Genomic DNA, 26613 nt, shown 5'->3' on the forward strand with positions numbered 1-26613 from the left:
ATCTAATGTCAACAAATATCGATATTTTGGAGGAAACAAAATGGTTGCGTGGACCGAATATAAATCCGAGGCAAAGAAGCGCGGCGCATTGGCGTTAGAGCTTTACGTAGCGCAAAGCACTCCGGCCAAAGCCCCTGAGGATGTGAAGGCGTCGCTGCCTGATCACCTTGCCTATCAAGCGCAATTGGAAGCCCAAGGGAAATTAGCCTTTGCTGGCCCGATGTCGGATGAGACTGGCGAACATATGCAAGGCATGGGGTTGATTATCTACCGCGCCGACAGCCTAGAAGAGGCTCAAGCCCTCGCGCAAGCAGACCCAATGCACAAAAGTGGCGCGCGTAGTTTCCAGATGCGACGTTGGATGATAAACGAAGGCTCATTGAACTTATCGGTTGGTTTATCGACGAAAACCGTTGGCCTGACTTGAAGTAAAGAGAGATCGCACCGTGAACATGATCGATGCTACATCCGGCAAAGAAACTTCGGCCACTCATGGTGCCTATCTTGCAATTCGCGAGATGATCTTGACCGGAAAACTGCCTGCGGGGCAAAAGTTAAAGATTGAGCAGCTAAGAAGCATGCTGAACACCGGCGCATCCCCGATCCGTGAGGCATTGAGCCTTCTCACCTCCGACATGTTGGTAGAGCGAATTGATCAACGCGGCTTTCGGGCCGCGCCTGCGAACAAAGCCAACTTTGAGGAAATTTTGGCGTTGCGGTGCTCGCTGGAAGGAATGGCGTTGCGCCAATCCATCGCAAACGCAACACCCGACTGGGAAGAGCGCTTGGTCCTCACGCACCACCACATGAAGAAAGCCACCGACGGGGAAACATCCGAATTTGAGAAGGCGCACAAGACCTTTCATATGGCCTTGCTGTCCAACAGCGGCTCCCCGATGCTGCAAAGGTTGTGCGACCAGCTTTATGATCTCAACATTCGGTACCGATACCTGGCGGCGGGAAGTGCGCGCTATCAAAAACGCGACATACCTGCAGAACACGCGGAGATTCTCGAAGCCTGCATTGTGCGTGATGCTGATCTTGCCTGTGGCAGCTTGCTGAGCCACTATCGCCGCACCGGTGACTACCTTTCACGCGAGATGAATCTGTAGCCCTTCGATGCACCCCAATCGGCCTAGACGCTTGGGACCTTCATCCGCTTGCCCTCAATTGAAGATTCCATCAGCGCCTCGATCAAGGCGTGGGTCTTAAGTGCTGCACGCCCAGTAACCATTGGAGGCCGCTTTTCGTCCAATGCTTGCGCGAAATCTTCAATCACCCCTTGGTGCCATTCGTGGGTAAAGGCCATCGGGTCAGCGCCGCCCCCAGTTGCCGCAGTCGCGCCGAAGGTTTCAGTCCGCCCGTCTTGCCAGTGAACGAGCAACACGCCCGACTCCAGTCTTGCCGACCCCTTGGTTCCATGAAGGGCAATCGTCTCCGCCCCCCCTGGAAAGCTCGCCGTTGTCGCGGTTAACGTCCCAACCGCGCCATTGGAAAAGTCCAAGCCCGCCGCGACGACATCCTCGGCTTCCATTCCGTGCATCTTAGAGGTCCGCGCCATCGCTTGAACTTGCGCCACAGGGCCGGTCAGCGACAAGGCCAAGTCCAACGTGTGAATGGCCTGCGTGATCAACACCCCGCCGCCATCTTGCGCGATTGTCCCACGTCCCGGCGCGTCATAATAGCCTTGGTCGCGCCACCACGGCACGCAGATCTCGGCCATAGCCAATTCGCCAAGCACACCTTCCGCCACAAGTTCCGTTAACTTTTGGGACGCTTCGCGCATCCGGTGTTGGAACACGACACCAAGCGGCACATTTAAGGCTTCACAACGCTCAACGATGGCTGTCGCCGCCACAAGCCCACGCTCGACCGGCTTCTCCAACAAAATAGGTTTTCCAGCTTTCGCAAATGCCGCCACGACATCCACGCGAGCATTAGGAGGTGTGGCGATGATGGCGAAATCGATGTCTGGATCAGCAGCCGCCTCGGCCAATGTCACCGCCCGAATTCCGTGCTTCTCTGCGTAGTCTTCCGCCCGCTCGGGGCGGCGCGCACACACCGCTGTGAGGTTGACGAGCTTTGACGCATCCAACGCCATTCGGTGGGTATCAGCCACCATGCCCACTCCGACCAATACAGCGTTCTTCATAGCAACCTCCCGATTGGGCAGAGACTGCGTCAATCGCTCACGATCGTCAACGCCGCATCCCTTCTTGAACGCGTGTCCGCGCCCAGATCAACAGGCCTGACCCGATAATAATTGCGGCACCCAGCAATGTCGCACCGTCAGGGATATGACCCCAGATCAGGTAGCTGGAAATTGTCAGGAACAGCAGGAAGAAATAAGCAAAGGGCATCAGTGTATTTGCCGTCGCGAACCGGTGTGCGCGGGTGAGCAGCTCATGCCCTCCCCAACCCCAAACTCCAAGCAACGCCATCAAAACCCAATCGAGACCTGTGGTTGGGTTTTCCCAATAGTATACGGCGAAGGGCAGCAAAGCCGCCGTGCCAAACAGCCCCATGTAGAATTGCATGATCTCGGTAGAAACCACCCCGGACAGCTTCCGCGTCAGGATGGAATATAGAGCCAAGGCAGTCGCATTATGGACCATCAATAACATCGCCCAATGGAACTCCGTCCCGAAGGGGCGCATCACCACCAACACCCCAATGAACCCCAGAGATATCCCAAAAATCCGCCAAGGCCCCGCACGCTCGCCCAATATAGGCCAGCCCAAGAGGCATACCAAAATAGGCGAGGTGAACATGATAGATGCGGTCACAGTAAGCGGCAGATACAACAGCGCCACGAAGTTCAGCGCGGTTGAAGACGTCAGTAAATAGGCACGAAACAGCACCAACCCCAAGCGATCGGTTTTGAACCGCTCTATGTCCAATCCGCCGCGGGCCACCAAAAACGTTGATATAAAGAAATGAGCAAAGTACCGCATGAAGGCCAACTGCAGGGCAGGAAGCCCCGCCAGCACCAGCCATTTCACGGACGTATCGATCAATGAAAAAATAAGCCACGCCACCAACATCATTGCGATGCCAAGGCTAGCACGGTCCTCCAACCCTGGGATGGCGACGCGGCTCATAACTTAAGATTTCAGTTTTTCAACGTAGAAATCAACCATTTGCGACACCATATCGTCGCCTCGGCCCTCATCACGAGCAGTGTTCAAAGCAGTCAACGTCGATTGGGACATCACTGAATTCGCACCGGAATCTTCCGCCATTTTGGCATAATATCCGACATCCTTGGCCGCGTTCTTGATTGCGAAGGCCAATTGCGCAGGATCACCGTCAACGCCGTAGCCTTTCACGAAGTCCATCATGCCAGAGTGCAACGGCCCAGCGCTCATCACGTCGTATAGGCCCTTGCGGTCAACGCCTTGGATGTCAGCCATCGCGAAAGCCTCAGCCATTGCGTTGGCAACGGTCATACCGAAGAAGTTGTTGATAAGCTTGATCGTGTGGCCAGATCCCAACGCACCTAGGTGGAATACGTTTTCCCCAAGATCGTCCAGCGCTGGCTTCACTTTATCAAAAGCGGCCTGATCGCCCGCGCACATAATGTTCAACAAACCGTCCACCGCATGCGCAGGTGTGCGCCCCAGTGGCGCGTCCAGATATGTACCGCCTGCAGCAGCCGTTTCCTCGCCCAACGCTTTGGTCGAGGCTGGCAAAGATGTGCCAAAATCAACAACCACGGTGCCGGGCTTCAAGCCTGCGATCACGCCATCTTCGCCGTGCATCCGGCCCTCAACTTGATCCGACGTCCCCATGCACAGCATCACAATGTCACTGGCTTGCGCCACTTCACGTGCATTGGCGACTTCAACCGCCCCGCGCTCAATCGCCTTATCGATGTAAGTGCGGTCACGATTGCCCAATACCACCAACTCATGGCCTTGATCTTGAAGACGTCCAACCATCGCGCCGCCCATTAGGCCGAGGCCGATAAAACCAATCTTGCTCATGTCTATTCTCCTGTTCTTTCCAATATTAAAGCCGCACCAAGGCGGCCTATTTCGTCACTACACTTCGCCCCTGCCCCGTTGCCGCCGGTACATACGGACAAACGGTCCGACAGTCGGGCAATCTCGGGCAGGCGATCTTTGGTCCAAGAGGTCACACAGGACCCCATAGATATCGATTTGACCTGCAAATCGGGCATCAACTCATGGAGCATCGCGCCCAAATGATCCCGAACACCTGCGTCTCCTCCGCTTTGAAACCACTCACGGAGATCCTTTTCCCCAGCCAATGGAATATCCTCGGGATCCCCCCCAAGCTTGATGTACTTCTTGCCATCCGGATAGCGAATGGGTGGCAGCAGGTATGGGTCTTCAGGAGTGTCATAAACCAGCGTTGGCATGGTGTTCAACCGATTGGCCTCAGCTTCATCAATCTCGAAAAGCGCGACAGTGCGAGCGTAGACATCCAACTGCCCTGCACGTCCCAAGACCCGATCAGTGTTATACCCCGCAGCCACCAGCGCTTGGTCGAACGCATGCGATCCATGGTGAGTGGCGATCTCAATATGAGTGGCTCGTTCATCCATGCCGATAACTTCGGCTTCAATCAATTCAGCCCCCATCCGCATCGCGGCTTCAGTTTGTGCGGCTACCAATTTTCGCGGGCTCACATGGCCTGCTCGCGTGGGCTCGTAAAAGCCTGAAAACTCCTTGGAAAACCTGAAGAAAGGGAAACGGGCGGTAAGGTCATCATGGCTCAACACCTCGCAAGGCACACCATGTTCCAGCCGGCCTTTATCAACGCGAGCCATAAACGCAGCCTCCCCCGCCATCAGCGCTCCCGTCTCAGTATAGAAGGGGATGCCACTTTGATGCTCAATCTCGTCGTAACGATCAATCGCGGCGGTGGAGACCCCTACCCAATAGGCATCAAGCGCATTCTTTCGCGTGATCCGACCTTCATCATAATGCGACCCGAAGACGCCAGTGTGTGTTGTCTTATCTTTGGGCTCACTTGGCCCTATCAGCGTCACGTCCAATCCAGCCATGGACAAATGGCGCGCAGCGGCGGCTCCAAATAACCCGCGCCCGATGACGGCGACCTTCATGACCAAGCCGCCTTACAGTCGCGGTGGTCCTTGAACAGGGATAATACGGGCGGGTGGGCCGAGGCCGCAGGCGAGGTCTGCCAGCACGATTTTTCTATGCCAGACATGTCACGCCAACCGCCGCTTCAATTGCCAAAGTCGTTTCCAGTGTTTTGCGAGCTTCAACAGCGCTAATCTTGGGCGGCGCTTTCCCCGAACACACATCCGCGAGATGCTCGAGTTGGGAGATTAAAGGGACATTTGCAGCCCAGTCATGCCTGGCCCGCTTAGGTGCCTGCGACCAATCCTGCGCTCCCGACCACACCGTCAAAGACGGAAATGACACTGCACCCTTTGTTCCACAGATGCGCAAATAATCCTCTCCCGTGGCCCCAATATTCGGGTTTTCGCCCGTTCCAGCCTCAAAACCAAACGGGCTGGCGCTGGTGTCCGCAAAGGCAATGCTCGCAGCCATTCCTCCTTCAAACCCTAAAACGGCCGCCCCACTTTCAACCCGCGCTGCATTTCTTTGAGCGTTTGATCCCGTTCCACTAACCGAAATCACATCGCCAAAAAGGTAGCGCAAAAGGTCAACCTCATGGACCAAATTGATCAGAACCGGAGACCCGTCAGGCCCCGCCCGCCAAGCGACATCAAAATACGGGTCAGGCTTCTTCATCGCCCAGATCATGGACGCCAACACAGGGGTACCAATGATGCCCTCAGCCAAGATCGCCTTCAACGCAGCCACCGCGCTATGATGGCGACGGTGATGCCCAACCAATGTTTGAACGCCAGCCGTCTCGGCAGCTGCAATAATCCGGTCTGCGGCATCCAAGGAATGCGCCACAGGCTTTTCGATAAGCATATGCCAGCCACGCGCAGCAGCGGCCTCGGCGTGATCTGCATGAAGATGGGACGGTGTCGCGATCAAAATCGCATCCGCTTCAACGGTGACAGCCTCAATACTGCTATAGTGGGGGACATGTTCTTGCCTTAGTTGCGGGTCGACCACCCCGACCACATCTATTTGCGGCATGGACAGCGCATGCTCCAAATGGCGCCTTCCGATCAAACCAATTCCGGCAATCAGCAACCGCATTACATGACGGCCCCGATTTGCCATGGGACGAACTCGAAGTCCCCCAATCCTTGTGCTTCGGACTTGGACACCTCGCCGGAAGCCACCGCAAGTATCATGTCGTATATTTCGCGCCCCTTATCTTCCAACGACACACCGCCCGTCAGCATGTCGCCCGCATTGACGTCCATATCGTCACTCATCCGCGAGAACATCTCGGTATTAGTTGACACTTTGATCGTAGGGCTCGGCTTGGAGCCAAACGCCGACCCGCGCCCAGTTGTGAAAACCACAATCTGGCACCCACCCGCAATTTGCCCCGTGACGGACGCGGGGTCATAGCCGGGGCTGTCCATGAAGGTGAAACCTTTGGCAGTCACTGGTTCGGCATATTTGTACACGCCAGTTAGCGGCGAGGTCCCGCCCTTGGCCGCGGCCCCAAGCGACTTTTCAAGTATCGTCGTCAGCCCGCCCTTTTTGTTTCCAGGTGACGGGTTGTTATCCATCGAGCCTTTGTTGCGTTCGGTGTAGTCCTTCCACCACTCAATAAGGCCGATCAATCGCTCCCCCACTTGCGGGGACACCGCACGGCGGGTGAGCAGATGTTCCGCCCCGTAAATCTCGGGCGTCTCGGCTAGAACGCCTGTCCCGCCCTGCGCGGCCAGCAGGTCACACGCGTAGCCCAAGGCCGGATTGGCCGTCACGCCAGACCATGCATCTGACCCGCCACATTGCAATGCGACTTTCAATTCTGACACGGGGCATTCGCTGCGCACAGCTTGGTTGGCCAGCGGCAACATCGCGTCGATCTTCTTGATCCCCAGATCGATGGTCTTTTGCAGCCCCGCGACACCTTGAATATTCATCACTTGGAAGCTGTCACTTTGCTTTAGCCCGTAGGCGTCCAGCAGCCAATCGATTTGGTTCATCTCACAACCCAAGCCGACCATCAATACGCCTACATGATTGGGATGCCGCGCGTAGCCCCACATGACGCGTTGCAATGCCTCAAACCCGTCGCCGTCGCCTGCCATGCCGCAGCCGGTTCCATGCACAAAGGCGCAGACGCCATCGACATTTGGGTAGTCTGCCAAACGCTCGGGCGTGAAGTGGTCCGCAATCCGGCGCGCAGCCGTGGCGGAGCAGTTTACTGAGGTCACAATCGCAATGTAATTCCGCGTCCCCACGCCCCCGTCATCACGGCGGTAGCCCATGAAGGTATCGCCACTTGCAGGCGTCACCTGGCGCATGTCCGTGCCAAACTCATAGTTTTGCGCCGTCGGGACAAAGTCGCAGTTATGCGTGTGGACATGGTCCCCTTCAGCAATATGCGTCGAGGCCACGCCAATCATCTGCGCATATTTACGAACCTGTTCCCCCTGCTTAATCGCCTTGGTTGCGATTTTGTGACCAGATGGGATCAACCCCAAGGTGGCCACCCCCTCGACAGCCACCCCTGCCTCTAAAGCACGGGTGGCTGTGACAACATTATCGTCGGGGTCTAGGCGAATGGTATCTTTCATAAATCAACTCTCGGTGCCTTTAAGGCAGTAGGATGGACACGAAAGGCGGATAGATCAGCAAGACCGACAGTGCAGCCAACTGGATGCAAATGAACGGCAAGAAACCCTTGAAGATATCCGTCAACGAGATATGCGCAGGTGCCACCGATTTCAGGTAGAATGCTGCTGGCCCAAAGGGGGGCGACAAGAAGCTGACCTGCATGTTCATGCAGAACACCACGCCGAACCAAATCGCCACGTGGCGCGGGTTCAACTCGCCGAGAAGGCCGATTTCCTCGATGGGGAGGCGCTGCACAATCGGCAAGAACACCGGAATGATCAGCAGCACGATGCCGACCCAATCCATGAACGCGCCCATGAACAGCAATATCAACATCATCGTCAGGATAATGCCCATCGTTGGCAGGTCGGAGCCCACAATAAAGTCAGCCACATAGGTTGGGCCACCTGCGATAGTGTAAGCGCCCGCCAAGGCGGCGGCGCCAATGGTCACCCAGATAATGGTCCCCGTGGATTTAAGCGTCCGTAAAAGCGCCTCCCAAACAAGGTCGAACGAGGCTTCACCTCTAAATGCCGCGATGATCAGAACCGAGATTGCGCCCATGCCTGCGGCCTCAGTGATCCCAGTGATGCCCCCATAGATGGAGCCAAGAACCACGCCGATCACAACGATCGGGGCCACAAGGCCTTTGCCCATATCCCAACCGATTTTGGCGCGTTCACGGCCAAAGGCGAAAAAGATCAGGCCCAGTGAGATAGCGACCAACCCAGCGAACCATGGAACGTGACCTGGGGTTCCCCAGAAGATCTGCTCCACCCCTTCAATGAGGGCATTTTGCCCCGTCACGGTGAAGAACAGCGCGCGCAGGAACAACACACTGCCAAAGCCCGCCACAAGGATGGATAGGAATGCACCGAACAATGCGGCTTTGTCCCAGCCTGCGGGCGCACCCGGTTCAGGTTCTGGTAAGGGAGCGTCCTCTGGATGCAATTGCGTGCGGACAATGATGTAGAGAATAATGAACGACGCCAGCATGAAGCCCGGCAAGAAGGACGCGGTGAACAGCGCTTTGATCGAGGTCTCTGTGATCAGGCCGTAGATGATCAAAACGATGGATGGCGGGATCATCGTTCCCAAGCTGCCCGACGCACAGATCGTGCCGATCGCTAGGTTTTGATTATATCCCAAACGCAGCATCTGTGGCAGGGCGATAAGCCCCAACAGCACCACTTCGCCGCCAATGATCCCAGACATCGCTGCCATGATAACGGCCATGATCGAGGTCACGATAGCGATACCGCCACGGGTGCGGTTCAACCAGACGTTCAGGGACGAATACATGTCCTTGGCAATGCCGGAACGCTCAAGCAATGACGCCATAAAGATAAACAGCGGGACGGATATGAGCACATAGTCCGTTAAAAGCCCGTATATCTTTTGCGCTAAGATATTGAGCGGCCCGGCCCCCGGCCTACCGGTCAGTGTCCCCTCCCCAAAAGACATCGGGTTGGAGAGCAGGTTTGGTTCGAACTTCATCACAAGAACAAGAACCGCCAAGATAGCCGAAGCCATGCCCAGAGGCATTCCGATCGCCAGCAGGACCAAAAGGCCCAACATCAAGACCAAAGAAATTGTACCAATATCCATTATTCTTGCCCCGTCTTAGTAGATTGAACGGCACCGCCAGCGACATCTAAGTCCCCGCCCTCGTCAGCGCCCACGGACTTTTTCAGCCGATCTATTTCATCTTGATCAATGTCGTCCGCCGCCGAATGGATCACCGGTTCGGCGTTCCAATCGGAGATCAGGTTGATGATTGCTTGCGTCGCCACCAAGGCCACCACGAACAACACCATAGGTTTGAGCGTCGCAGGAATGGGTGGATCGAAGGCCGTACCGAAGGTCTCCCAACGGTTGAACTTCGCAAACGCCTCTCCGTACCCGCCGTAGATCAAGAAGAAGGCAAACAATGCGATCAACGAGGTGGAGATCACATCACACACCCGCTGCATCGTACGTGGAAACATGTCGTAGATCAGGAAGATGCGGATGTGGCTGCGTTGTTGCATCGCGTAAAGGCCCGAGCATAGGAACACGAAGCCCGCGAGCCATAGCGACAGCTCGTTCGCCCACAACGTGGGCGACTCGAACACGTAGCGCACGATCACCTCGTAAAGCATCACTGACGTCAGCAATACGATCAGCATCATTGTGACACGGCCAACGAAGACCGCTAAGCGGTCCATCTTTCGCCAATCCTCAAACTCCATCGCGGCGCGGCGCACGGTCATGACCCCCAGAATCGCAAAAACTGGCAGGCCAAGCAGCGCCAAAATATCAATAATGTCTATATGTTCACCCATAACCACCGGCAGATTTGGGGTCACATCAAGACGCGTGAACTGTTCGTCCAACTGTTCCGTGTATACGCCCCAATCTAGGATAAACGCGGGCATATGCCACGTGACCCAAGCCGCACAAACGATGAAGGCGAGCGGAACCAGCCACTCGATCAGCGTTCCTGATTTCAGGTTTTCAGCGTCCTGTTGCATATGCCCCTCCCAAAGAGCGCGTGACGGCGTTAGGCCGCCACTGCGTAGTATTCCAAAAATTCGCGGTCAGGCTCCACGCCCAATCCAGCCCCTTGTGGGATGCCCACATGGCCGTTGTTCGCTTTGACTTGCCCCTGAATGTCCAATGGAACGCTCAGAAGATCGTCGCGAAACTTGTTATCTGTCGTGTCGAATTCCAGCATCGGCTCCCAGGGATGCAACCCGCCCGGCATGGGCGGCATCGCGGCCAGAAGCTGCAAGTTTGTGGCCACCGCGATGGCGGAGCCCCAAACGTGATTTATCACTGGCGTGAAATGCGCATGGCACAATGCCAAAACCCGAAGGTATTCGGATATGCCCCCCAAGGCGCAAACCTCTGGCTGCGCGATATCCAGCCCGCGGTTCTCTAGGATCGCGCGCCAGCCCCAGCGACCGAACTCAGCCTCGCCGCCGGAAATGTTAGTCTTCAACCCCGCGCGCAATTCACGGTAGCCGTCGTGATCCTCGGGTGCCACGGGTTCTTCGAACCAATAGGCCTCCAGCTCGTCCAAGGCGCGCCCCACATAGAATGCATCCGAGGTGGTGTAGCAGTGGTTCGCGTCGACCATGAACTTGAAGTCCGCGCCCAGGCCGTCGCGCACCGCTTGGCATAGTGCCACATCTGGCTTGGGGCCAAGTCCCGTTTTCATCTTGGTGGCGCAAAAGCCCATGTCGCGAATGGCCGCCGCTTCGTCCTTAAACAGCGCAGCCATGTTGGTCGCGTCCATGTCAGGGCGCAGCATCATACCGTAACCATAGACTGGCACGGAGGTGCGATGCGCCCCGCCGATCATCTTGTGAATTGGCAGGCCCGCCACCTTGCCCGCGATATCCCAAAGCGCGATATCAACACCGGACAGGGATTGCATCGGCATCCCCTTTTGGCCGTGGTCGCGCATGAGGTTGTAAACTTTGTGCCAAATCACATCGCGGTCCATCGGGTCCATCCCAAGGATCATGGGTGCGATCACACCCTCAACGATGCCTTTGTTGGCCAACGCAATTGCGCCCGGCCCGAAACATTCGCCCCAACCGGTCACGCCCTCATCCGTCGAGACTTCGACCAAATGCGCGGTGCGCTTGCTGTAATACTGCTGAGAATAACCCAAGGTCTCGGGCATGTCATACTGCAGCACATGGCTTTTGATGTGGGTGATTTTCATGATTGGCCTGTAGGCAATCCACGCAGAGCAACGACGCGTGAATGGAATATGCGAGGCCGACAAAACGCGGCCTCGCACAAAAGCAGGTTAGCTTATTCTTTAACCAGACCAAGCTGGGACAGGTAAGCGATGTGGCTCGCAACCAGTGCTTTAGCTTCTGGTGTAGTCGCGAACTCAGGCCATGTGGCCTGTGCAACATCACGGAACGCTTGCAAATCTTCGTCGCTCCAAGTGTTGATCGTCACACCTTCAGCGGCCAATGCGGCAACAGCTTCGGTGTTTTGCTTTTCAACAAACAACGCAGCCTTCAGCGCCGCGTCAGCCATAGCGCCTTCCATGATCGAGCGGTGCTGCTCTGGCATCGCATCCCAAACGGCCTTGTTACACGCTAGGTGATCAGACGGCATGGAGTGGAAGCCAGGGTAGTTCGCAAACTTCGCGATGTCGTAAAGACCCAAGCCCTTGTTTGTCGCAATATTGGACGCATCCGCGCCGTCAATGATACCTGTTTCCAATGCGGTGAAGATCTCGGTGAAATCCATCACAACTGGCGATGCGCCAAGCTTCTCAAAGATTTTGGTCTCCATGCCCGGAGGCGAGCGGAATTTCCAGTCTTTCAGATCGGCGATGCTTGCAATCGGTCTGGTGGACGCGAAGCTCTCTTGGCCATAAACCATCCAGCCAACAAGCTGCATGTCGTATTGGTTGTAGAGGTCCTGCGCAGCTTCCAAGCCACCGCCGTAGTACAACCACGACAGTTGTTGGGTCGGAGTAGCGTAGCCACCCATGATGTCGCCAACGAATTGGAATGCTGGGTTCTTACCAGTTTGGTACGCGCCGCCGGTTGCGTCGCAGTCGAGAATGCCAGTGGCAGCCGCGTCAAAAGTTTCAACCGACTTCACAACGGAAGAGGAGAAAAACGCTTCGATTTCGATCTCGCCGTTGGACATCTCTTGGATGTTGTCAAACAAGCCAGAGTACAGTTTGCCGGCAGTCGTTTCAGGCGCGTGGTGGGTTTGAATGCGCAGTTTTGTGGTTTCGGCGACAGCGCCAGAAGCCAGAAGCGCAATTGCGGCAACAGAGGTCGCGGCAGTCTTCATAAATTTCATGGTGTCCTCCCAGACGAATTTTTCTTTATCGCTCTCTGGGTCAACCGGCATATCAGTCGCCATGTCGACCTTGCGTCCGAGGAGCCTAGCAATCGAATCTGAAGCTGCCAACAAAAAATCTATTTTTCTTATAATTTTGAGATTTTGACATAATATCAAAATTAATCTATAGGCTACTCGCCATCCCGCCGGTGTATGGGCTCTGGTCTTATAGACACCAACGCGCGGCAATTGAAACATGGAAGCTGGAGGCTACGATGGCTGAAGCAACGGCATTATCAAAGATGGAAACCCCTGCAATATATGACGATCTTCACCTTAAGTTGGTAACCGCGCAGTTTGCGCACGGCGAAAAGCTGAAGTCCGAAGAGCTTCGCCAAAATTACGGCTGCTCCGCCAATACCATTCGTGAAGTATTGTTCCGACTATCCACAGCAGGCCTCGTCGCCTTTGAAGAGCAACGCGGTTTTCGCGCCCGCCGCACCTCACGTGCACGCCAACATGACCTGACCCAATTCCGAATCCTTCTGGAGCAAGAAGGCGTCAGCATGTCGATCAAAAACGGCGATCTAGAGTGGGAAGCGCGGCTTTCCGCAGCCCACCACAAGCTTAGCCATATCGAAAGCGAAGTTCGTAAAACCGGCACCGTGGAGCACTTGCTCCCCTTATGGTCCAACGCCGAATGGGAGTTCCATGACACGCTGATTTCGGCCTGCAACTCCCCCCTGCTTCGCGAAACCTACAAGACCGTCTACGACCAGTTCCGCCAACAACTTGTTTCTCGCGAAACCAACTACGGCTACTTTGAAGACAACATCGAAGAGCACAACGCGATCCTAGTGGCCGCGCTGACGCGCAACGAAACACTGTGCCGCCAGCGCATTCACGACCACCTAGCCCGGAATATGATCAGTTAGCGCCCAGCCTACATTTCATCATCCAGATAGACCTGAACGATCTCCTTGAAACTGCTTTCGGCCATGAACCCAAGTGCTATCGCGCGCTTGGGGTCAAAGTCCCTAGGCCAACCTTCGACGATCTTCTCGATCACTGGATCAGGTTGCGGTTTGATCAATTTGACCACGTCATTCCCCGCCAAATCACGCAGAGCATCAATCTGCTCGGCCACGGTACAACTGACCCCTGGCAAGTTCAAAGCCCGCCGCCCTTGCAAAAGCTCAGTGTCCAGTGTGGCCGCATGGGTCAAAAATCCAGTCGCAGAGCGCGGGCTAGCGTGCCAGTGGCGCGTGCTGTCGGAGACAGGCAATATCGCCTCCTGCCCGTTTAACGGCTCGCGGATAATGCCAGAGAAGAACGACGATGCCGCAGCATTGGGCTTCCCCGGACGTACGCAGATTGTGGGCAACCGAATGGAGATGCCGTCGACAAACCCTTTACGGGAGAAATCAGAGATCATCGCCTCACAGATCGACTTCTGCGCGCCATAACTGGTTTGCGGGGCGGACAGAAACTCGTCATTGATCTTGTCGGGGTATGGCCCACCAAAGACCGCAATTGACGAAGTGAACACCAATCGGGGGCGATAGTTGGAATCGGCCTCATGCTCGGCACGCAACCCCTCTAGAAGCGCCCAAGTCGGGTGCATATTGACAGCCCAACCCTTGTCAAAATCTGCCTCCGCTTCGCCCGAGACAATGGAGGCAAGGTGAAAGATCACATCTGGCTTGGTCTTCGCCAGCTCACCTGCCACACCCGCATCGGTGATGGATCCGACCACTTGTTTGGAGCCGGCAATCGGGGCCGGAGGAAACGCGATGTCGTGCAATGTGATGTCAGCGGTTTGTCCGCCAAGGCCATGCAATGCGATCTGTTGTGCAAGCTTTTGGCCAACCATGCCGCCACCGCCAAGAATAAGAACCTTCATGCGCTCAACCCATTGCGCTTCAACAGCTCCAAATAGAGGCCGGAGTGATCTTGATCCCCACCGTCCATGTTCTGGCAAAAATCATCGAACCGATCCCGCGTCATCTCGGATACCGGCAACGACAACCCCAACTGCCCCGCCTCACCGAGCAGGTTGTTGAGGTCTTTGAGTTGGAATTTGGACAATCCCCCAGGTGCAAAATTGCCTTCAGTCATCCGCTCCCCGTGCTGCTGTAAGATGATGCTGTCGGCAAACCCACCTTTCAACGCGGCACGCACCGCGGCGGGGTCCGCGCCGCCCTTTTGGACGAGCAACATGGCTTCTGCCACCGCTGCGATGGTGACGGCGACAATCGACTGGTTGGCGAGCTTGGAAAGTTGCCCCGAGCCGGTTGGTCCGACAAGAACGGGGCGTCCCATGGCGCTCAAGACAGGGACCGCTTGGTCGAACGTCGCAGCGTCACCACCAACCATGATTGCAAGCGTGGCATCCTGCGCCCCACGTGTTCCACCCGAGACAGGCGCGTCGAGATGCCCGAACCCAAGAGCCCTCAGATGTGCGGCTTGATCGCGTGCCTCTTCGGGTTTGACAGATGACATATCGATCCACATCGCACCCGGCTTCATAGCGCCTGTTACCGCCTTGTTCGTTATCAGCCCATCAACTGCGCTGCCATCCGACAACATTGAGATAATCATATCTGCCCCGACCACGGCTTCAGCCACCGTGTCATGCAGAATTGCGCCATCTCCAACCAGCGCTTCTGCCTTATGGCGAGAGCGGTTCCAAACCACCAATTCGAAGCCCGATTTCATTAAGTTTCGCGCCATCGGGGCTCCCATTAATCCGGTGCCAAGAAGTGCTATTTTTCGATCTTTCATGGAAGTCCCTATAGGTGCTCAAAAACATTGAATTCGATAACACTAGTCCAAGCATGTTGATGTGAAAAGCATTGAAGACCGACTTCTTTGGTTCTACGCATTGGGGTGAATCAAGGTCTGGCCGGCTTCGATACGACCATATTTTTAGCCATCCAACGGAGAATTAAAATTGATTAATCAAAGGCTTGGAGGCAAGAGAGCCATCGTCACTGCAGCGGGGCAAGGCATTGGCAAGGCTTCCGCTCTTGCGATGGCAAATGCTGGCGCAAAGGTATTCGCCACAGACGTGAACCCCGATTTTTTGGCCGACCTGACACATGAAAATATTGAAACATTCGTCCTGAATGTTCGTGATATCGATTCTGTGAATGAGGGCGTGGAGCGGGCAAAAGCTGATATCCTTTTCAACTGTGCGGGCATCGTTCACCACGGCTCCGCACTGGACGCGACCGACGACGAATGGGACTTCGCCTTTGACCTGAATATCCGCTCCATGTGGCGCATGATGCGCGCCTCTTTGCCCGGAATGTTAGAACGTGGCAGCGGCTCAATTGTGAATATGTCGAGCGCTTGCTCCAGCGTCATTGGCGCGCCCAATCGCTTTATTTATGGCACCACAAAAGCAGCCGTAATCGGCATGACGAAATCCATTGCGGTTGACTACATCACCAAAGGTATCCGCTGCAATTGCATCTGCCCGGGAACGGTAGAAAGCCCGTCTTTGGAGGCCCGTATTCAAGAGCTTGGCAAGCAAGTTGGCGGCTATGATGAAGCGAAGAAGATGTTTGTGGCGCGCCAACCGATGGGGCGTATCGCGACGGCTGAAGAAATCGCGGCCCTTGTCGTTTATTTGTCTAGCGATGAGAGCGGGTTCACAACGGGGCAACCGCATATCATTGATGGCGGTTGGTCTGGTTAAGGTTCTGATTTGAGTATTTGGGACCAAATGGAAATTGTAACGCAGCACATCGAGGGCCGCGTTAAACTTAACGGAATGTGAAAATGGTAGAGAAGTCGAAGTTGCGATCCCAGAAATGGTTTAACAATCCTGACAATCAGGAGATGACGGCCCTCTATCTTGAGCGCTACCTGAATTATGGCCTGACCCGCGAAGAGCTACAGTCCGGCAAGCCGATCATCGGCATCGCACAAACCGGGTCCGACCTGAGCCCCTGCAACCGCCACCACATTGAGCTGACCAAACGTGTCCGCGACGGGGTCATTGCGGCGGGCGGCACTGTGATTGAAATACCCGTGCATCCGATACAAGAGACCGGCAAGCGCCCCACGGCGATGCTGGACCGAAACCTTGCCTATCTGTCGCTGGTCGAGACGCTGTTTGGCTACCCTATTGACGGCGTGGTGCTGAACATTGGATGCGACAAGACCACCCCTGCCTTGTTGATGGCCGCAGCGACGGTCAACATCCCCGCAATTGCGTTGAGTGTCGGCCCGATGTTGAACGGCTGGTTCAACGGCGAGCGCACCGGCTCCGGCACCATCGTTTGGAAAGCGCGAGAGATGCAGGCCGCAGGCGAGATTGACGATGACGGGTTCATGGATATGGTCGCCTCCTCAACACCTTCCGTGGGCTATTGTAACACCATGGGCACCGCGACCACGATGAACTCCTTGGCCGAGGCATTGGGCATGCAATTGCCCGGCGCCGCCGCGATCCCCGCCCCCTACCGCGAGCGCGGCCAGATCAGCTACCACACAGGCCAACGCATTGTGGAAATGGTGCACGACGACCTACGCCCTTCCGACATCATGACACGGGAAGCCTTTGAAAACGCAGTCGTAATCAACTCGGCCATTGGGGGATCCACCAATGCCCCGATCCACTTGAACGGCGTCGCCAAACACTTAGGCATCGAGCTAACTAACGATGATTGGCAGGGCATCGGCCATAAGGTTCCCTTGCTTGTGAACTTGCAGCCTGCGGGCAAATATCTGGGCGAGGATTATCACCGCGCGGGCGGCGTGCCAGCGGTCATTGGCGAGCTGTTAAAAGCCGGACTACTGCCCTACCCTGACGCCATTACCGCCAACGGCAAAACCATGGCCGAGAACTGCGACGGCGTGCTGACGGGCAATGATGACGTGATCTATTCCACAGACGCGCCGATGCTGACAGATGCAGGCTTTATCAACCTCAAGGGCAACCTGTTTGATAGTGCCATCATGAAGACCAGCGTGATCTCGGACGAGTTCCGCGACCGGTATTTGTCGAATCCGGATGACCCAAATGCCTTTGAGGGGCGCGCCATCGTGTTTGATGGGCCGGAGGACTTCCACCACAAGATTGATGACGAGAGCATGGGCATAGACGAGAATTGCGTCTTGATCATGCGCGGCACGGGTCCAAAGGGGTATCCGGGGGGGGCTGAGGTCGTGAATATGCGCCCACCGTCTTACCTGTTGAAGAAGGGCATCCATGCGCTGCCTTGCGTAGGCGATGGGCGTCAATCAGGCACCTCTGGCAGCCCCTCCATTTTGAACGCCTCGCCCGAGGCGGCGGATGGTGGTGGCTTGGCCTTGGTTCAGACCGGTGATCCTCTGCGAATTGATCTGAACAAATGCACCGCCAACATGCTGGTTAATGATGATGAGCTAAAACGACGGGCAGAGAAGCTGGTAAACGGCTCCATTGAAGTGCCCGACAGCCAAACCCCGTGGCAGGAAATTTTCCGTGCCATGGTCCGCCCTTTCTCGGAGGGCATGACCCTCGATGGGGCCACGAAATACCAAGACATCGCGCGCAAACATATGCCGCGTGACAACCACTAGGGAGAGACCTGAATGAAACTTGTACGATTTGGTGCCGTTGGCGAAGAAAAGCCCGGCATGATCGACGCGGACGGCGTGTTGCGGGATTTGAGCGCACATATAGCCGACATCAACGGCGCACATCTGAGCGACGCGACCTTGGCCATCTTGAAGGGCCTTGACCCAAGCAGCCTGCCTGCCGTTGAGGGAAGCCCACGCTTGGGCGCTTGCGTGGGCGACATCGGGAAGTTCTTGTGCATTGGGCTGAACTACTCAGATCACGCGGCAGAAACCGGCGCGGCCATCCCCGAGCATCCTATCTTGTTCTTCAAGGCCAACTCGGCGGTTGTGGGGGCCTATGATGACGTTATCATGCCCCGTGGCTCCACCCATACGGACTGGGAAGTGGAGCTGGGCGTGATTATCGGCAAGGAGTGCAAATACGTCTCCGAGGCCGACGCGCTGGACTATGTGGCGGGCTACTGCGTGATCAACGACGTGTCGGAGCGGCACTTCCAAACGCAGCTGACCGGCCAATGGACCAAGGGCAAGTCTTGCGACACCTTCGGCCCCACAGGCCCGTGGCTCGTCACTAAGGATGAGGTCGGCGACGTGCAAAACCTGGCCATGACCTTGGACGTGAACGGCAAGCGCATGCAGACCGGCAACACCAACACTATGATCTTCACCGTGGCCCAAATTATTGAGCACCTGTCCGGCCTCATGACCCTGCATCCGGGTGATGTGATCACCACTGGCACCCCTCCGGGTGTTGGCATGGGGATCAAGCCCGAGCCGGTGTACCTTAAGAAGGGGGACGTGATGGAGCTGACGATCGAGGGGCTTGGCGTGCAACGTCAAACCGTAGGTCAGGACGCATGAGCACCCCCAACTTATTGATGATCGGCGGCGCGACAGATGAGATGATGTCGCGCCTGACACAAGAATTCACCATCCACAAACTTTCGGAAATTGCCGATCTAGATGCTTGGGCCAGCGAATTTGGCGCGTCGGTTGAGGCGGTGATGACCAATGGCCACGATGGGGTCCCTGCCCCGATCATGGCGGCCTTGCCAAACCTCAAGGCGGCGGCGGCGTTTGGTGTGGGGTACGATGGGATTGACACGGACGCTTGCGTCGCGCGCGGCATCAAGGTCTCGCACACGCCCAACGTGTTGAATGCTGAAGTGGCCAACACCACCCTGTTGCTACTACTAACCGGCTTGCGTAACTTCCGCCACGATGAGGCATGGGCGCGCTCCGGCGATTGGGAGGCGAAGGGCGCAGCACCGCTTTCGACCTCCCCCGACGGCAAAACCATCGGCATCTTGGGGCTGGGGCGCATCGGGCAAGAGATCGCGGACCGACTGTCCATTTTCAACCCCACCATTGTCTACCACACGCGCACGAAGAAGGACGTGGCCTACACATATTACGACAACCTCGTTGATATGGCGGCGGCATGCGACGTGCTGGTGTGCATCACACCGGGTGGGCCATCCACCGACAAAATCGTCAACAAGGACGTCCTAGAGGCCTTGGGCCCGAAAGGCATGTTGATCAACGTCTCGCGCGGCTCGGTCGTGGATGAGGCAGCATTGATTGATGCCTTGGACAGCGGCAAACTGGGCCTTGCGGGCCTCGATGTGTTCGCGGGAGAGCCGCATATCCCTGACGCCCTAAAGGCATCGGACCGCACGGTGCTCTTGCCTCATGTTGGCTCCGCCAGCCATGAGACACGCGCCGCAATGGGGGCGTTGACGGTCGACAACCTGCTCCAATGGAAATCAGATGGCACGCTGCTTACCCCTGTGCCGGAGTGCGCGCACCTTTGAAAATCACCTCGATCCAGACGCGGCTATTTAACGTCCCGCTGGACGAGGTTTTGGTGGATGCCAAACACGGCGACCACCATTTCTTTCAACTGATCACCTCGACCATTCACTTGGAGGACGGATCAAAAGGAACCGGCTACACCTATACTGGCGGCAAGGGTGGCTCCGCGATTGCCGCCATGATCCGTGACGACCTTACCCCCTTTCTAATTGGACAAGACGCAAGCGCCATTGAGACGCTTTATGACGCGATGCAATGGCATCTACATTACGTGGCGCGTGGCGGCATTGCTTCCTTCGCAATATCTGCCGTCGACATTGCGCTATGGGACTTACGCGGCAAGCGGCAAGGCCAACCGCTTTGGAGGATGGCCGGCGGCGCGTCTGATCGCTGCCGTGCATATGGTGGCGGGATAGACCTTGGCTTTCCGCTCCCTAAACTATTGGACAGCATTCAATCCTATCTTGATCGCGGATTGCGCGGAGTGAAGATCAAAGTCGGTCAACCGGCCTTGGCGGAAGATGTTGCTCGCATCGCGGCAGTGCGTGAATTGATTGGCCCAGATGTGGGCTTCGCGGTGGATGCGAATTACTCCATGAGCGTGGATCAGGCCATTGAAGCCGCCCACGCCTTCGAGCCGTTCGAGTTGATGTGGTTTGAAGAACCGACCATCCCCGACGACTACAAAGGGTATGGGCGCATCGCAGAGGCCACAAGAATTCCATTGGCCATGGGCGAGAACCTGCACACGCTCCACGAGTTCGAATATGCCGTGGCAGATGCCAAATTAACCTATCTACAACCTGACGCCTCCAATTGCGGGGGGATCACGGGGTGGTTGCAAGTCGCAACGCTTTGTCAGAAGCACGGCATCCCGCCCTGCTCTCATGGAATGCAAGAATTGCACGTCAGCCTCGTCGCGGCTCAACCAAATACGGGCTGGATCGAGATGCATTCCTTCCCGATCGAGCGCTATACCCAACGTCCAGTGATCATTGAGAACCACATGGCCGTAGCACCAAGCGTTGCTGGAACCGGCGTGGAGTTCATCTGGGAATTGCTCGCCACATATGAGCAAGGGTGATCTGAGGGCTGACCACGCCTTGTTCTCAAATTGGCAACTGGTTGTTTCCGTATTAGACATCTTCCGCCCCATTCGCGCCCAAATGTTGCCCCATTGTCTATGCATTAACCGTTTCCAGATAGTTGGCGAACATCACGCCGGACAGTAACCCGTGAGGAATTGAACGATGCGTAAATTGATAATGAGCTGTGCCGCACTAGCTGTGACTGCTGGACTAGCCGGTGCACAAGAAAATAACCTCGGAGACGATTCGCTTATTCTAGCGCTGAATAATCGTCACGTTGACATTAAAGGTGGCGTGTTTTTCCCGCCTTTGATTTTGGCCAGCGCTGGCGAAACTATCACGATTAGCAATGAAGAAGATTCAACACATGACGCCACTGCCATCGATGGTAGCTGGACAACTGGTGCGATCGCGCCGGGCGAGTCTGTTGAGGTCACCGTCGTTGCAGAAATGGTTTTGTGCTTCCAATCGTCCTACAATGAAGAACTCAAGGGCGCTGTTGGCTCTCCTGAGACTGGTGAAGCCCCTGAATGCCACGTGCTTTCAGGCGAAGGCGACGGTCAAGAAGACATCAACTAAGACTTGATCTAATTCTAAATAAAAGCCCCGCCAGCAATGGCTGGGCTTTTTCGTTTTGGTAATCTTGAGCAGTGACTTCTCAAGGAAGTTGGTCGAACAGGCCACATGCCAGAGGGCACATGACCCGCTCCTCCCATTATTTTTTGACGATACGTCCGTCAGTGTAGGCTTTTACAGGGCCTTTCTCAGCCATGTATTCAGCAAGTACATCCGCCACATCAGGCCCAAAGTCATAAGCATTGGCCGCTGTGGTAAACATTTTGAAGCCATCACCGCCGCCACGAACGAAGTTGTTGGACACCAATTTGTAGGTCGCAGCAGGGTCAATCTCGACCCATGCGTCACCGTCCTTCACCGAGACCGCTTGGATGCGGCCCTCATTTGGTGGAACTGACGCATCCCAGCTAAACTGAAGCCCCGCCACTTGTGGGAAGCGGCCTTTGACCTCTTCAACTTGGCTCACACCATTCTCCAACGCATCAATAACCGTTTGGCCAGTCACCTCAAACGTCGACAGCGTATTTTGGAACGGCAGCACAGACAAAACCTCGCCCATGGTGACTTCGCCCTCGTCAATGGACGACCGGATACCACCGGAGTTTGCGATTGCGATGGTCACGCCTTGGTCCTTCACCCGCGCCAACATCGCGTCTGCAATCAGGTTGCCCATGGAGCATTCCGCAACACGGCACACCGCACGGTCGCCATTGATGAGGGCGCCTGATTGGGCCACGACCTTGTTGCGAATTTCATCCAAGGGTGCTGCCAACTCGCTTACACGCGTCAAGATCGCCGCATCTTCTGCCACTTGGCCGTCGATCAAAATCGGCTCACCTTTGGCCTCAATCAATTTACCTTCGTCGTCGAAAGTCGCGTTCAGTTCGCCAAGAAACTTGCCGTAGGCATAGGCCTGCACAATCGCCGTATCGTTCACCATCACAGGATAGACGTCATCCGCCCCCTCTTGGGTGTTGGACAGCAGCCTGTTGTCGTGACCCCCAACGATCACATCAACGCCAGTGGTGTTCGCCGCAACCAACTTGTCCACCAAAAGACCGGAGTGGCTAAGCACAATGATCTTGTTCACACCTTCTGCTGTAAGCTTATCGACTTCGCCCTGAACCGCGCCGGACGGGTCGGTAAAGGTGATGTTCTTACCTGGCGACGCCAGATCTGGCGTATCCCACGGCGTCAGCCCGATAAGACCAATCTTCTCACCGCCGCGCTCTATCACGCTGGATTTCATCAGCTTACCCGCCAAAGCAGGCTCTCCCGAGACGTCCGCATTAGACATCAAAACCGGAAAACCCACGGACGCCATGAAGCCGGCTAGCACTTCGGGGCCATCATCAAATTCATGGTTACCGACGGTCATGCCGTCATATTTCAAGCCGTTCATCATCTCGGCTGCGACCTTGCCCTTATAATAAGTGTAGAACAGAGAGCCTTGGAATTGGTCGCCGCCATCCACCAAGATCGCGTTGTTTGTGCGCCCGCGCGCATCCTTCACGGCGTTCACCAGCCGCGCCCAACCACCGAAGCATTCGCCTGCGGTGTTGTCCTCGGCCGAGCAACCGCTGTCGTACTTGCTAATAGGCTCGAATCGAGCATGGAAATCGTTGGTGTGCAAAATCGTCAATGAATAGTCAGCGGCCGCGATTCCCGTGGTCAACGTCAATGCGGCAGCACTGGAAAGAAAGGTCTTAAGCATTTTGGATGGTCCCCCAATTGTATATCTGCAAACAGATTGGCGCTAATGTGGCGTTGAGTCAAAGCCCAGTCGCAAGGTTGCGTTACGTAACTTTGCGACTGGGCTATGACTTGACCAATCTATAGGCAGCGGGCATGTGAGGCGCATGCTTATTTACAAGATCATGACCGCCGACGCGTGGTCCGCCTTTCAGGCCAGCTCGCGCTTCACGGGCGCCCCGATTGACCTGACGGACGGCTACATTCATTTCTCCACCGCCCAGCAGGCGCAAGAGACCGCCGCGAAGCACTTCGCGGGTCAAACTGACCTCTGTCTGGTGTGGGGGGATGCGCCAAGCGACGACGCCATGAAGTGGGAAGTCTCACGTGGCGGGGACAAATTTCCGCATCTATACCGCGACTGGCTGCTGGCAGAGGTGTCCGGCAGCGCCGCCTTGCCGTGGGATGGCGCAGCACATCAATTTCCAAAGGACATGTCATGAAGCTGTTTGAACGCATCGCGCTCGCAGGCATGCACCGCGTAGACCCCGAGCGCGCACATGGGTTGGCGGTTCAATCCTTGAAGATGGGATTGGGGTTCGGCCAAGGCCCCGTGCGCAGCACACGTCTGTCAACCACGCTTGCGGGCATGCCCTTGGCCAACCCTGTCGGGCTCGCTGCGGGGTTCGACAAGAACGCCGAAGTTGTAGGCCCGCTAGCGCAGGCCGGTTTCGGGTTCGTTGAGGTCGGCGCGGCCACCCCGCGCCCGCAACCGGGCAACCCAAAGCCGCGTTTGTTCCGCCTGACCGAGGACCAAGCCGCTATCAACCGGTTTGGCTTCAACAACGAGGGCATGGATGTCATCGCGGAGCGTCTGGCCTCGCGCGTTGTGGGTATTCCTGTGGGCCTGAACCTAGGGGCGAACAAAGACAGCGAAGACCGCGCGCAGGACTTCGCCACCGTGTTACGCCGTTGCGGGCCGCATGTGGATTTCGCCACAGTGAATGTCTCCTCGCCCAACACGGAAAAGCTGCGTGACCTTCAAGGGCGCGCCGCGCTCTCCGCCCTGTTGGCTGGTGTCATGGTAGCCCGCGCCGAGTTGCGCACGCCCGTGCCTGTTTTCTTGAAAATCGCACCTGATTTGGACGACGACGCACTTGCAGAGATCGCGGAAGTTGCGGTGGAAGCTGGCCTTGCGGGGATCATCGCCACCAACACCACCTTGTCGCGCGACGGCCTGAAATCGGTCTATAAATCCGAGGCAGGTGGTCTGTCCGGCCAGCCTGTGTTTGAAAAAAGCACCCGCGTTTTGGCCCGTCTTTCACAACTTCTGGACGGTGCAATCCCGCTTGTTGGAGTGGGTGGCGTCGGCTCGGCGGATCAAGCTTACGCCAAGATCCGCGCAGGTGCTTCTGCGGTTCAAATATACACCGCTATGGTTTATGGCGGCTTGTCCTTGGCGGGCGATATCGCCCTAGGGCTGGACGATTTATTGGCGCGTGATGGCTTTGACAATATCGCCGATGCCGTAGGCACAGGGCGCGACGCGTGGCTTTAACCTGCCTGCGCCTCCAACGCGGGATAGCGTAGCCCCAAGGTTATCCCGCGCGCGATAAACAAGACCAACAGGCTTAGCCAGAGCCCGTCATTGCCAAAGACCGGCATTAACACCGCCAAAGTCGCACAGTAGATGGCAAACGAGATTGCCATCATGTTGCGCATGTCTCTGGTGCGCGTGGCACCAATGAAAATGCCGTCCAACATCCAAGCCGACACTCCAACGATTGGGGCCGCGACCATATATATCAGGTAGCTCCGCGCCTCGGCCTGCACGTCTGGCGCAGTTGTCATGATGTCGATGATTGTGCCGCCAAATAGCGCAAAGCAGACTGCCAAGCTAAAGGTGACAATCACGCCCCAAAACGAGGTCAAATACGCACTACGTCTTAAGCGGGGCCGATCCCGCGCGCCTAAGGCTTGGCCCACCAAGGCTTCTGCCGCGAAGGCAAACCCGTCTAGGGCAAAGGCCGTTATATGTAGAAACTGCAAAAGGATTTGGTTCGCCGCCAAGGTCACGTCCCCAAAGTCTGCGCCGTAAAACAGGAAGGATATGAAGGCGGCCTCAAGTAGAATTGAGCGCAGCATAATGTCGGAGTTCACCGCAGCCATCCGCGTCAGGCGCAAGCGGTCGAACACTCGCGGCCAGTCTTTCCACGCAGGCGTCCGGAAGATATCTCGGCACAGCCACACCCCAAGCCCAAGCCCTGACCATTCCGCCAAGAACGTAGCGAACGCAACGCCCTCCACGCCCCACCCCAACTGCAGCACGAAGAACAGATCAAGCAGTATGTTCAGCCCGTTCATCCAAATTTGGATGACCAAAACCGCACGTGTCCGCTCCAACGCGATGAGCCAGCCCGTGATCCCGTAAATCGCAATCGCCGCAGGTGCAGAGAATATGCGAATGCTCATATAGTCGCGCGCGAGCTTCTCCACTTCTGGGCTGGCAGGCGACAATTGGAACGCTCCCCAAAACAGCGGGACTTGGAGAAGCATCAAGACAAAACCCGCCACGACCCCGATCATCAATGAGCGAGACAGCATGGCGGAAACCTCGCCCGTCTCTCCTGCCCCTTGTGCTTGCGCGGTCAATCCGGCGGTGCCCATGCGCAGGAAGCCAAACAACCAATAGAGCCCTGACAAAACGATTGCGCCAATGCCCACCGCGCCAATAGGGGCCGCGAGCCCCATTTGTCCAACAACGCCAGTATCTACGGCCCCAAGAATTGGAACCGTTGCGTTGGAAATCACAATGGGGAAGGCAATCTTCAGGACCCGCCCGTGGGTTAGATCCTCAGCCATTGTCTGACGTTGGCATCAAGAAATGACCTGTAGCTTGGGCGAATAGACGTGCGCGATTGTCTTGCCATGCTTCCACGTGCACGGACGCGTAGCGCCGTCCCGACCGGTTCACCCGTGCTCGCGCATAGGCATCGCGCGGAAGCCCCGTGCGCAGGTAGTCTACGGTGAAATCAATGGTCTTGGGCATTTGTGGCAAAGCCCCCGCCTCGAACTTTCCGTCTTCCATGTCGGACCAATTGGACGACCACGTCAGCCCAATCACCGCTGCGATCTCCAGAAACGCCGCAGTGGCACCGCCATGCAGAGCGGGCAACATCGGATTGCCGATCAAATCCTCACGATATGGCAGAACCGCCGTCAGCTCATCGCCGCGCCGGTCGAATTCGACACCTAGGAATTGAATGTAGGGCACGCTTTCAACCAAGCCCCGCAAAGCTGCGTCGCGGCGGGTTTTAATAACTTGTACCGGCTCTGGCTTGCGCATG

At 56.3% G+C, this 26613-nt stretch carries 26 protein-coding genes; 11 read left to right on the plus strand and 15 right to left on the minus strand.

Going from position 1 to position 26613, the window contains the following annotated elements:
- Positions 1-40: 40 nt before the first annotated feature.
- Both ABJN86_RS04300 and ABJN86_RS04305 read left to right on the plus strand, forming a co-directional pair.
- A complete protein-coding gene (locus ABJN86_RS04300; RefSeq protein WP_348364778.1) occupies positions 41-427 on the plus strand; it encodes a YciI family protein in 387 nt (128 codons plus the stop codon).
- A 25-nt stretch (positions 428-452) separates the two neighbouring features.
- The gene (locus ABJN86_RS04305) at positions 453-1112 is read left to right on the plus strand and encodes a GntR family transcriptional regulator (protein ID WP_348365476.1); all 660 of its coding nucleotides are present in this window, start codon (positions 453-455) and stop codon (positions 1110-1112) included.
- A 23-nt stretch (positions 1113-1135) separates the two neighbouring features.
- On the opposite strand, the gene ABJN86_RS04310 is transcribed toward ABJN86_RS04305, so the two are convergent.
- The 10 genes from ABJN86_RS04310 to ABJN86_RS04355 form a co-directional block, all read right to left on the minus strand.
- Positions 1136-2152 (minus strand): Gfo/Idh/MocA family oxidoreductase, encoded by a 1017-nt coding sequence (locus tag ABJN86_RS04310; protein WP_348364780.1) that lies wholly within the window; start codon positions 2150-2152, stop codon positions 1136-1138.
- A gap of 46 nt (positions 2153-2198) precedes the next feature.
- Positions 2199-3101, minus strand: a complete 903-nt coding sequence (locus ABJN86_RS04315; protein WP_348364781.1) for a DMT family transporter — start codon at positions 3099-3101, stop codon at positions 2199-2201.
- A 3-nt stretch (positions 3102-3104) separates the two neighbouring features.
- Positions 3105-3986 (minus strand): NAD(P)-dependent oxidoreductase, encoded by an 882-nt coding sequence (locus ABJN86_RS04320; protein ID WP_348364783.1) that lies wholly within the window; start codon positions 3984-3986, stop codon positions 3105-3107.
- A 2-nt stretch (positions 3987-3988) separates the two neighbouring features.
- Complete coding sequence (locus ABJN86_RS04325) at positions 3989-5092, minus strand: FAD-binding oxidoreductase (protein WP_348364785.1); 1104 nt, start codon at positions 5090-5092, stop codon at positions 3989-3991.
- 94 nt (positions 5093-5186) lie between these two features.
- Positions 5187-6173, minus strand: coding sequence for a Gfo/Idh/MocA family oxidoreductase (locus ABJN86_RS04330; RefSeq protein WP_348364787.1), 987 nt, complete (start codon positions 6171-6173; stop codon positions 5187-5189).
- Positions 6173-7675, minus strand: coding sequence for an altronate dehydratase family protein (locus ABJN86_RS04335; RefSeq protein WP_348364788.1), 1503 nt, complete (start codon positions 7673-7675; stop codon positions 6173-6175). Before ABJN86_RS04335 ends, ABJN86_RS04330 begins: the two co-directional genes overlap by 1 nt.
- 19 nt (positions 7676-7694) lie before the next feature.
- Positions 7695-9323, minus strand: coding sequence for a TRAP transporter large permease subunit (locus ABJN86_RS04340; protein WP_348364789.1), 1629 nt, complete (start codon positions 9321-9323; stop codon positions 7695-7697).
- A complete protein-coding gene (locus ABJN86_RS04345) occupies positions 9323-10228 on the minus strand; it encodes a TRAP transporter small permease (RefSeq protein ID WP_348364791.1) in 906 nt (301 codons plus the stop codon). Before ABJN86_RS04345 ends, ABJN86_RS04340 begins: the two co-directional genes overlap by 1 nt.
- Before the next feature lie 29 nt (positions 10229-10257).
- On the minus strand, positions 10258-11430 hold the full coding sequence (locus tag ABJN86_RS04350; protein WP_348364792.1) for a mandelate racemase/muconate lactonizing enzyme family protein: 1173 nt from the start codon (positions 11428-11430) through the stop codon (positions 10258-10260).
- A gap of 92 nt (positions 11431-11522) precedes the next feature.
- Positions 11523-12539 carry a TRAP transporter substrate-binding protein gene (locus tag ABJN86_RS04355; RefSeq protein WP_348364794.1) on the minus strand — a complete coding sequence of 339 codons (1017 nt, stop codon included), beginning with the start codon at positions 12537-12539 and terminating at the stop codon, positions 11523-11525.
- Between the two features lie 257 nt (positions 12540-12796).
- Between ABJN86_RS04355 and ABJN86_RS04360 the strand changes: the two genes are divergently transcribed.
- Entirely contained in the window at positions 12797-13456 is a 660-nt protein-coding gene (locus ABJN86_RS04360; RefSeq protein WP_348364795.1) for a GntR family transcriptional regulator, read from the plus strand.
- An 8-nt stretch (positions 13457-13464) separates the two neighbouring features.
- On the opposite strand, the gene denD is transcribed toward ABJN86_RS04360, so the two are convergent.
- Both denD and ABJN86_RS04370 read right to left on the minus strand, forming a co-directional pair.
- Positions 13465-14424 (minus strand): D-erythronate dehydrogenase, encoded by a 960-nt coding sequence (gene denD / locus ABJN86_RS04365; protein WP_348364796.1) that lies wholly within the window; start codon positions 14422-14424, stop codon positions 13465-13467.
- Entirely contained in the window at positions 14421-15305 is an 885-nt protein-coding gene (locus ABJN86_RS04370; RefSeq protein WP_348364798.1) for an NAD(P)-dependent oxidoreductase, read from the minus strand. Before ABJN86_RS04370 ends, denD begins: the two co-directional genes overlap by 4 nt.
- 172 nt (positions 15306-15477) lie before the next feature.
- Between ABJN86_RS04370 and ABJN86_RS04375 the strand changes: the two genes are divergently transcribed.
- The 6 genes from ABJN86_RS04375 to ABJN86_RS04400 all read left to right on the plus strand — a co-directional run bounded on the left by ABJN86_RS04375 (position 15478) and on the right by ABJN86_RS04400 (position 21577).
- On the plus strand, positions 15478-16224 hold the full coding sequence (locus ABJN86_RS04375) for an SDR family oxidoreductase (RefSeq protein WP_348365478.1): 747 nt from the start codon (positions 15478-15480) through the stop codon (positions 16222-16224).
- A gap of 83 nt (positions 16225-16307) precedes the next feature.
- Positions 16308-18095 carry an IlvD/Edd family dehydratase gene (locus ABJN86_RS04380; RefSeq protein ID WP_348364800.1) on the plus strand — a complete coding sequence of 596 codons (1788 nt, stop codon included), beginning with the start codon at positions 16308-16310 and terminating at the stop codon, positions 18093-18095.
- 12 nt (positions 18096-18107) lie between these two features.
- Positions 18108-18956, plus strand: a complete 849-nt coding sequence (locus ABJN86_RS04385; RefSeq protein ID WP_348364802.1) for a fumarylacetoacetate hydrolase family protein — start codon at positions 18108-18110, stop codon at positions 18954-18956.
- Positions 18953-19909 carry a 2-hydroxyacid dehydrogenase gene (locus ABJN86_RS04390; RefSeq protein ID WP_348364803.1) on the plus strand — a complete coding sequence of 319 codons (957 nt, stop codon included), beginning with the start codon at positions 18953-18955 and terminating at the stop codon, positions 19907-19909. Before ABJN86_RS04385 ends, ABJN86_RS04390 begins: the two co-directional genes overlap by 4 nt.
- A complete protein-coding gene (locus ABJN86_RS04395; RefSeq protein ID WP_348364805.1) occupies positions 19906-20994 on the plus strand; it encodes a mandelate racemase/muconate lactonizing enzyme family protein in 1089 nt (362 codons plus the stop codon). The genes ABJN86_RS04390 and ABJN86_RS04395 overlap by 4 nt, the downstream gene beginning before the upstream one ends.
- A gap of 166 nt (positions 20995-21160) precedes the next feature.
- Positions 21161-21577: a hypothetical protein gene (locus tag ABJN86_RS04400; RefSeq protein WP_348364807.1), complete on the plus strand. Its 417-nt coding sequence runs from the start codon at positions 21161-21163 to the stop codon at positions 21575-21577.
- Between the two features lie 136 nt (positions 21578-21713).
- Here ABJN86_RS04400 and ABJN86_RS04405 read toward each other — a convergent pair whose 3' ends face one another.
- Positions 21714-23288, minus strand: a complete 1575-nt coding sequence (locus tag ABJN86_RS04405; protein ID WP_348364809.1) for a bifunctional metallophosphatase/5'-nucleotidase — start codon at positions 23286-23288, stop codon at positions 21714-21716.
- Between the two features lie 145 nt (positions 23289-23433).
- Between ABJN86_RS04405 and ABJN86_RS04410 the strand changes: the two genes are divergently transcribed.
- Entirely contained in the window at positions 23434-23769 is a 336-nt protein-coding gene (locus ABJN86_RS04410; protein ID WP_348364810.1) for a DUF952 domain-containing protein, read from the plus strand.
- On the plus strand, positions 23766-24824 hold the full coding sequence (locus ABJN86_RS04415) for a quinone-dependent dihydroorotate dehydrogenase (protein WP_348364811.1): 1059 nt from the start codon (positions 23766-23768) through the stop codon (positions 24822-24824). The genes ABJN86_RS04410 and ABJN86_RS04415 overlap by 4 nt, the downstream gene beginning before the upstream one ends.
- On the opposite strand, the gene ABJN86_RS04420 is transcribed toward ABJN86_RS04415, so the two are convergent.
- Together ABJN86_RS04420 and ABJN86_RS04425 are read right to left on the minus strand one after the other, a co-directional pair.
- Positions 24821-26128, minus strand: coding sequence for an MATE family efflux transporter (locus ABJN86_RS04420; protein WP_348364812.1), 1308 nt, complete (start codon positions 26126-26128; stop codon positions 24821-24823). The genes ABJN86_RS04415 and ABJN86_RS04420 overlap by 4 nt on opposite strands.
- Positions 26121-26612 carry a PaaI family thioesterase gene (locus ABJN86_RS04425; protein ID WP_348364814.1) on the minus strand — a complete coding sequence of 164 codons (492 nt, stop codon included), beginning with the start codon at positions 26610-26612 and terminating at the stop codon, positions 26121-26123. The genes ABJN86_RS04420 and ABJN86_RS04425 overlap by 8 nt, the downstream gene beginning before the upstream one ends.
- Between the last annotated feature and the right edge of the window lies 1 nt (position 26613).

It is taken from the genome of Litoreibacter sp., from assembly GCF_039974535.1.
Taxonomy (GTDB): Bacteria; Pseudomonadota; Alphaproteobacteria; order Rhodobacterales; family Rhodobacteraceae; genus Litoreibacter.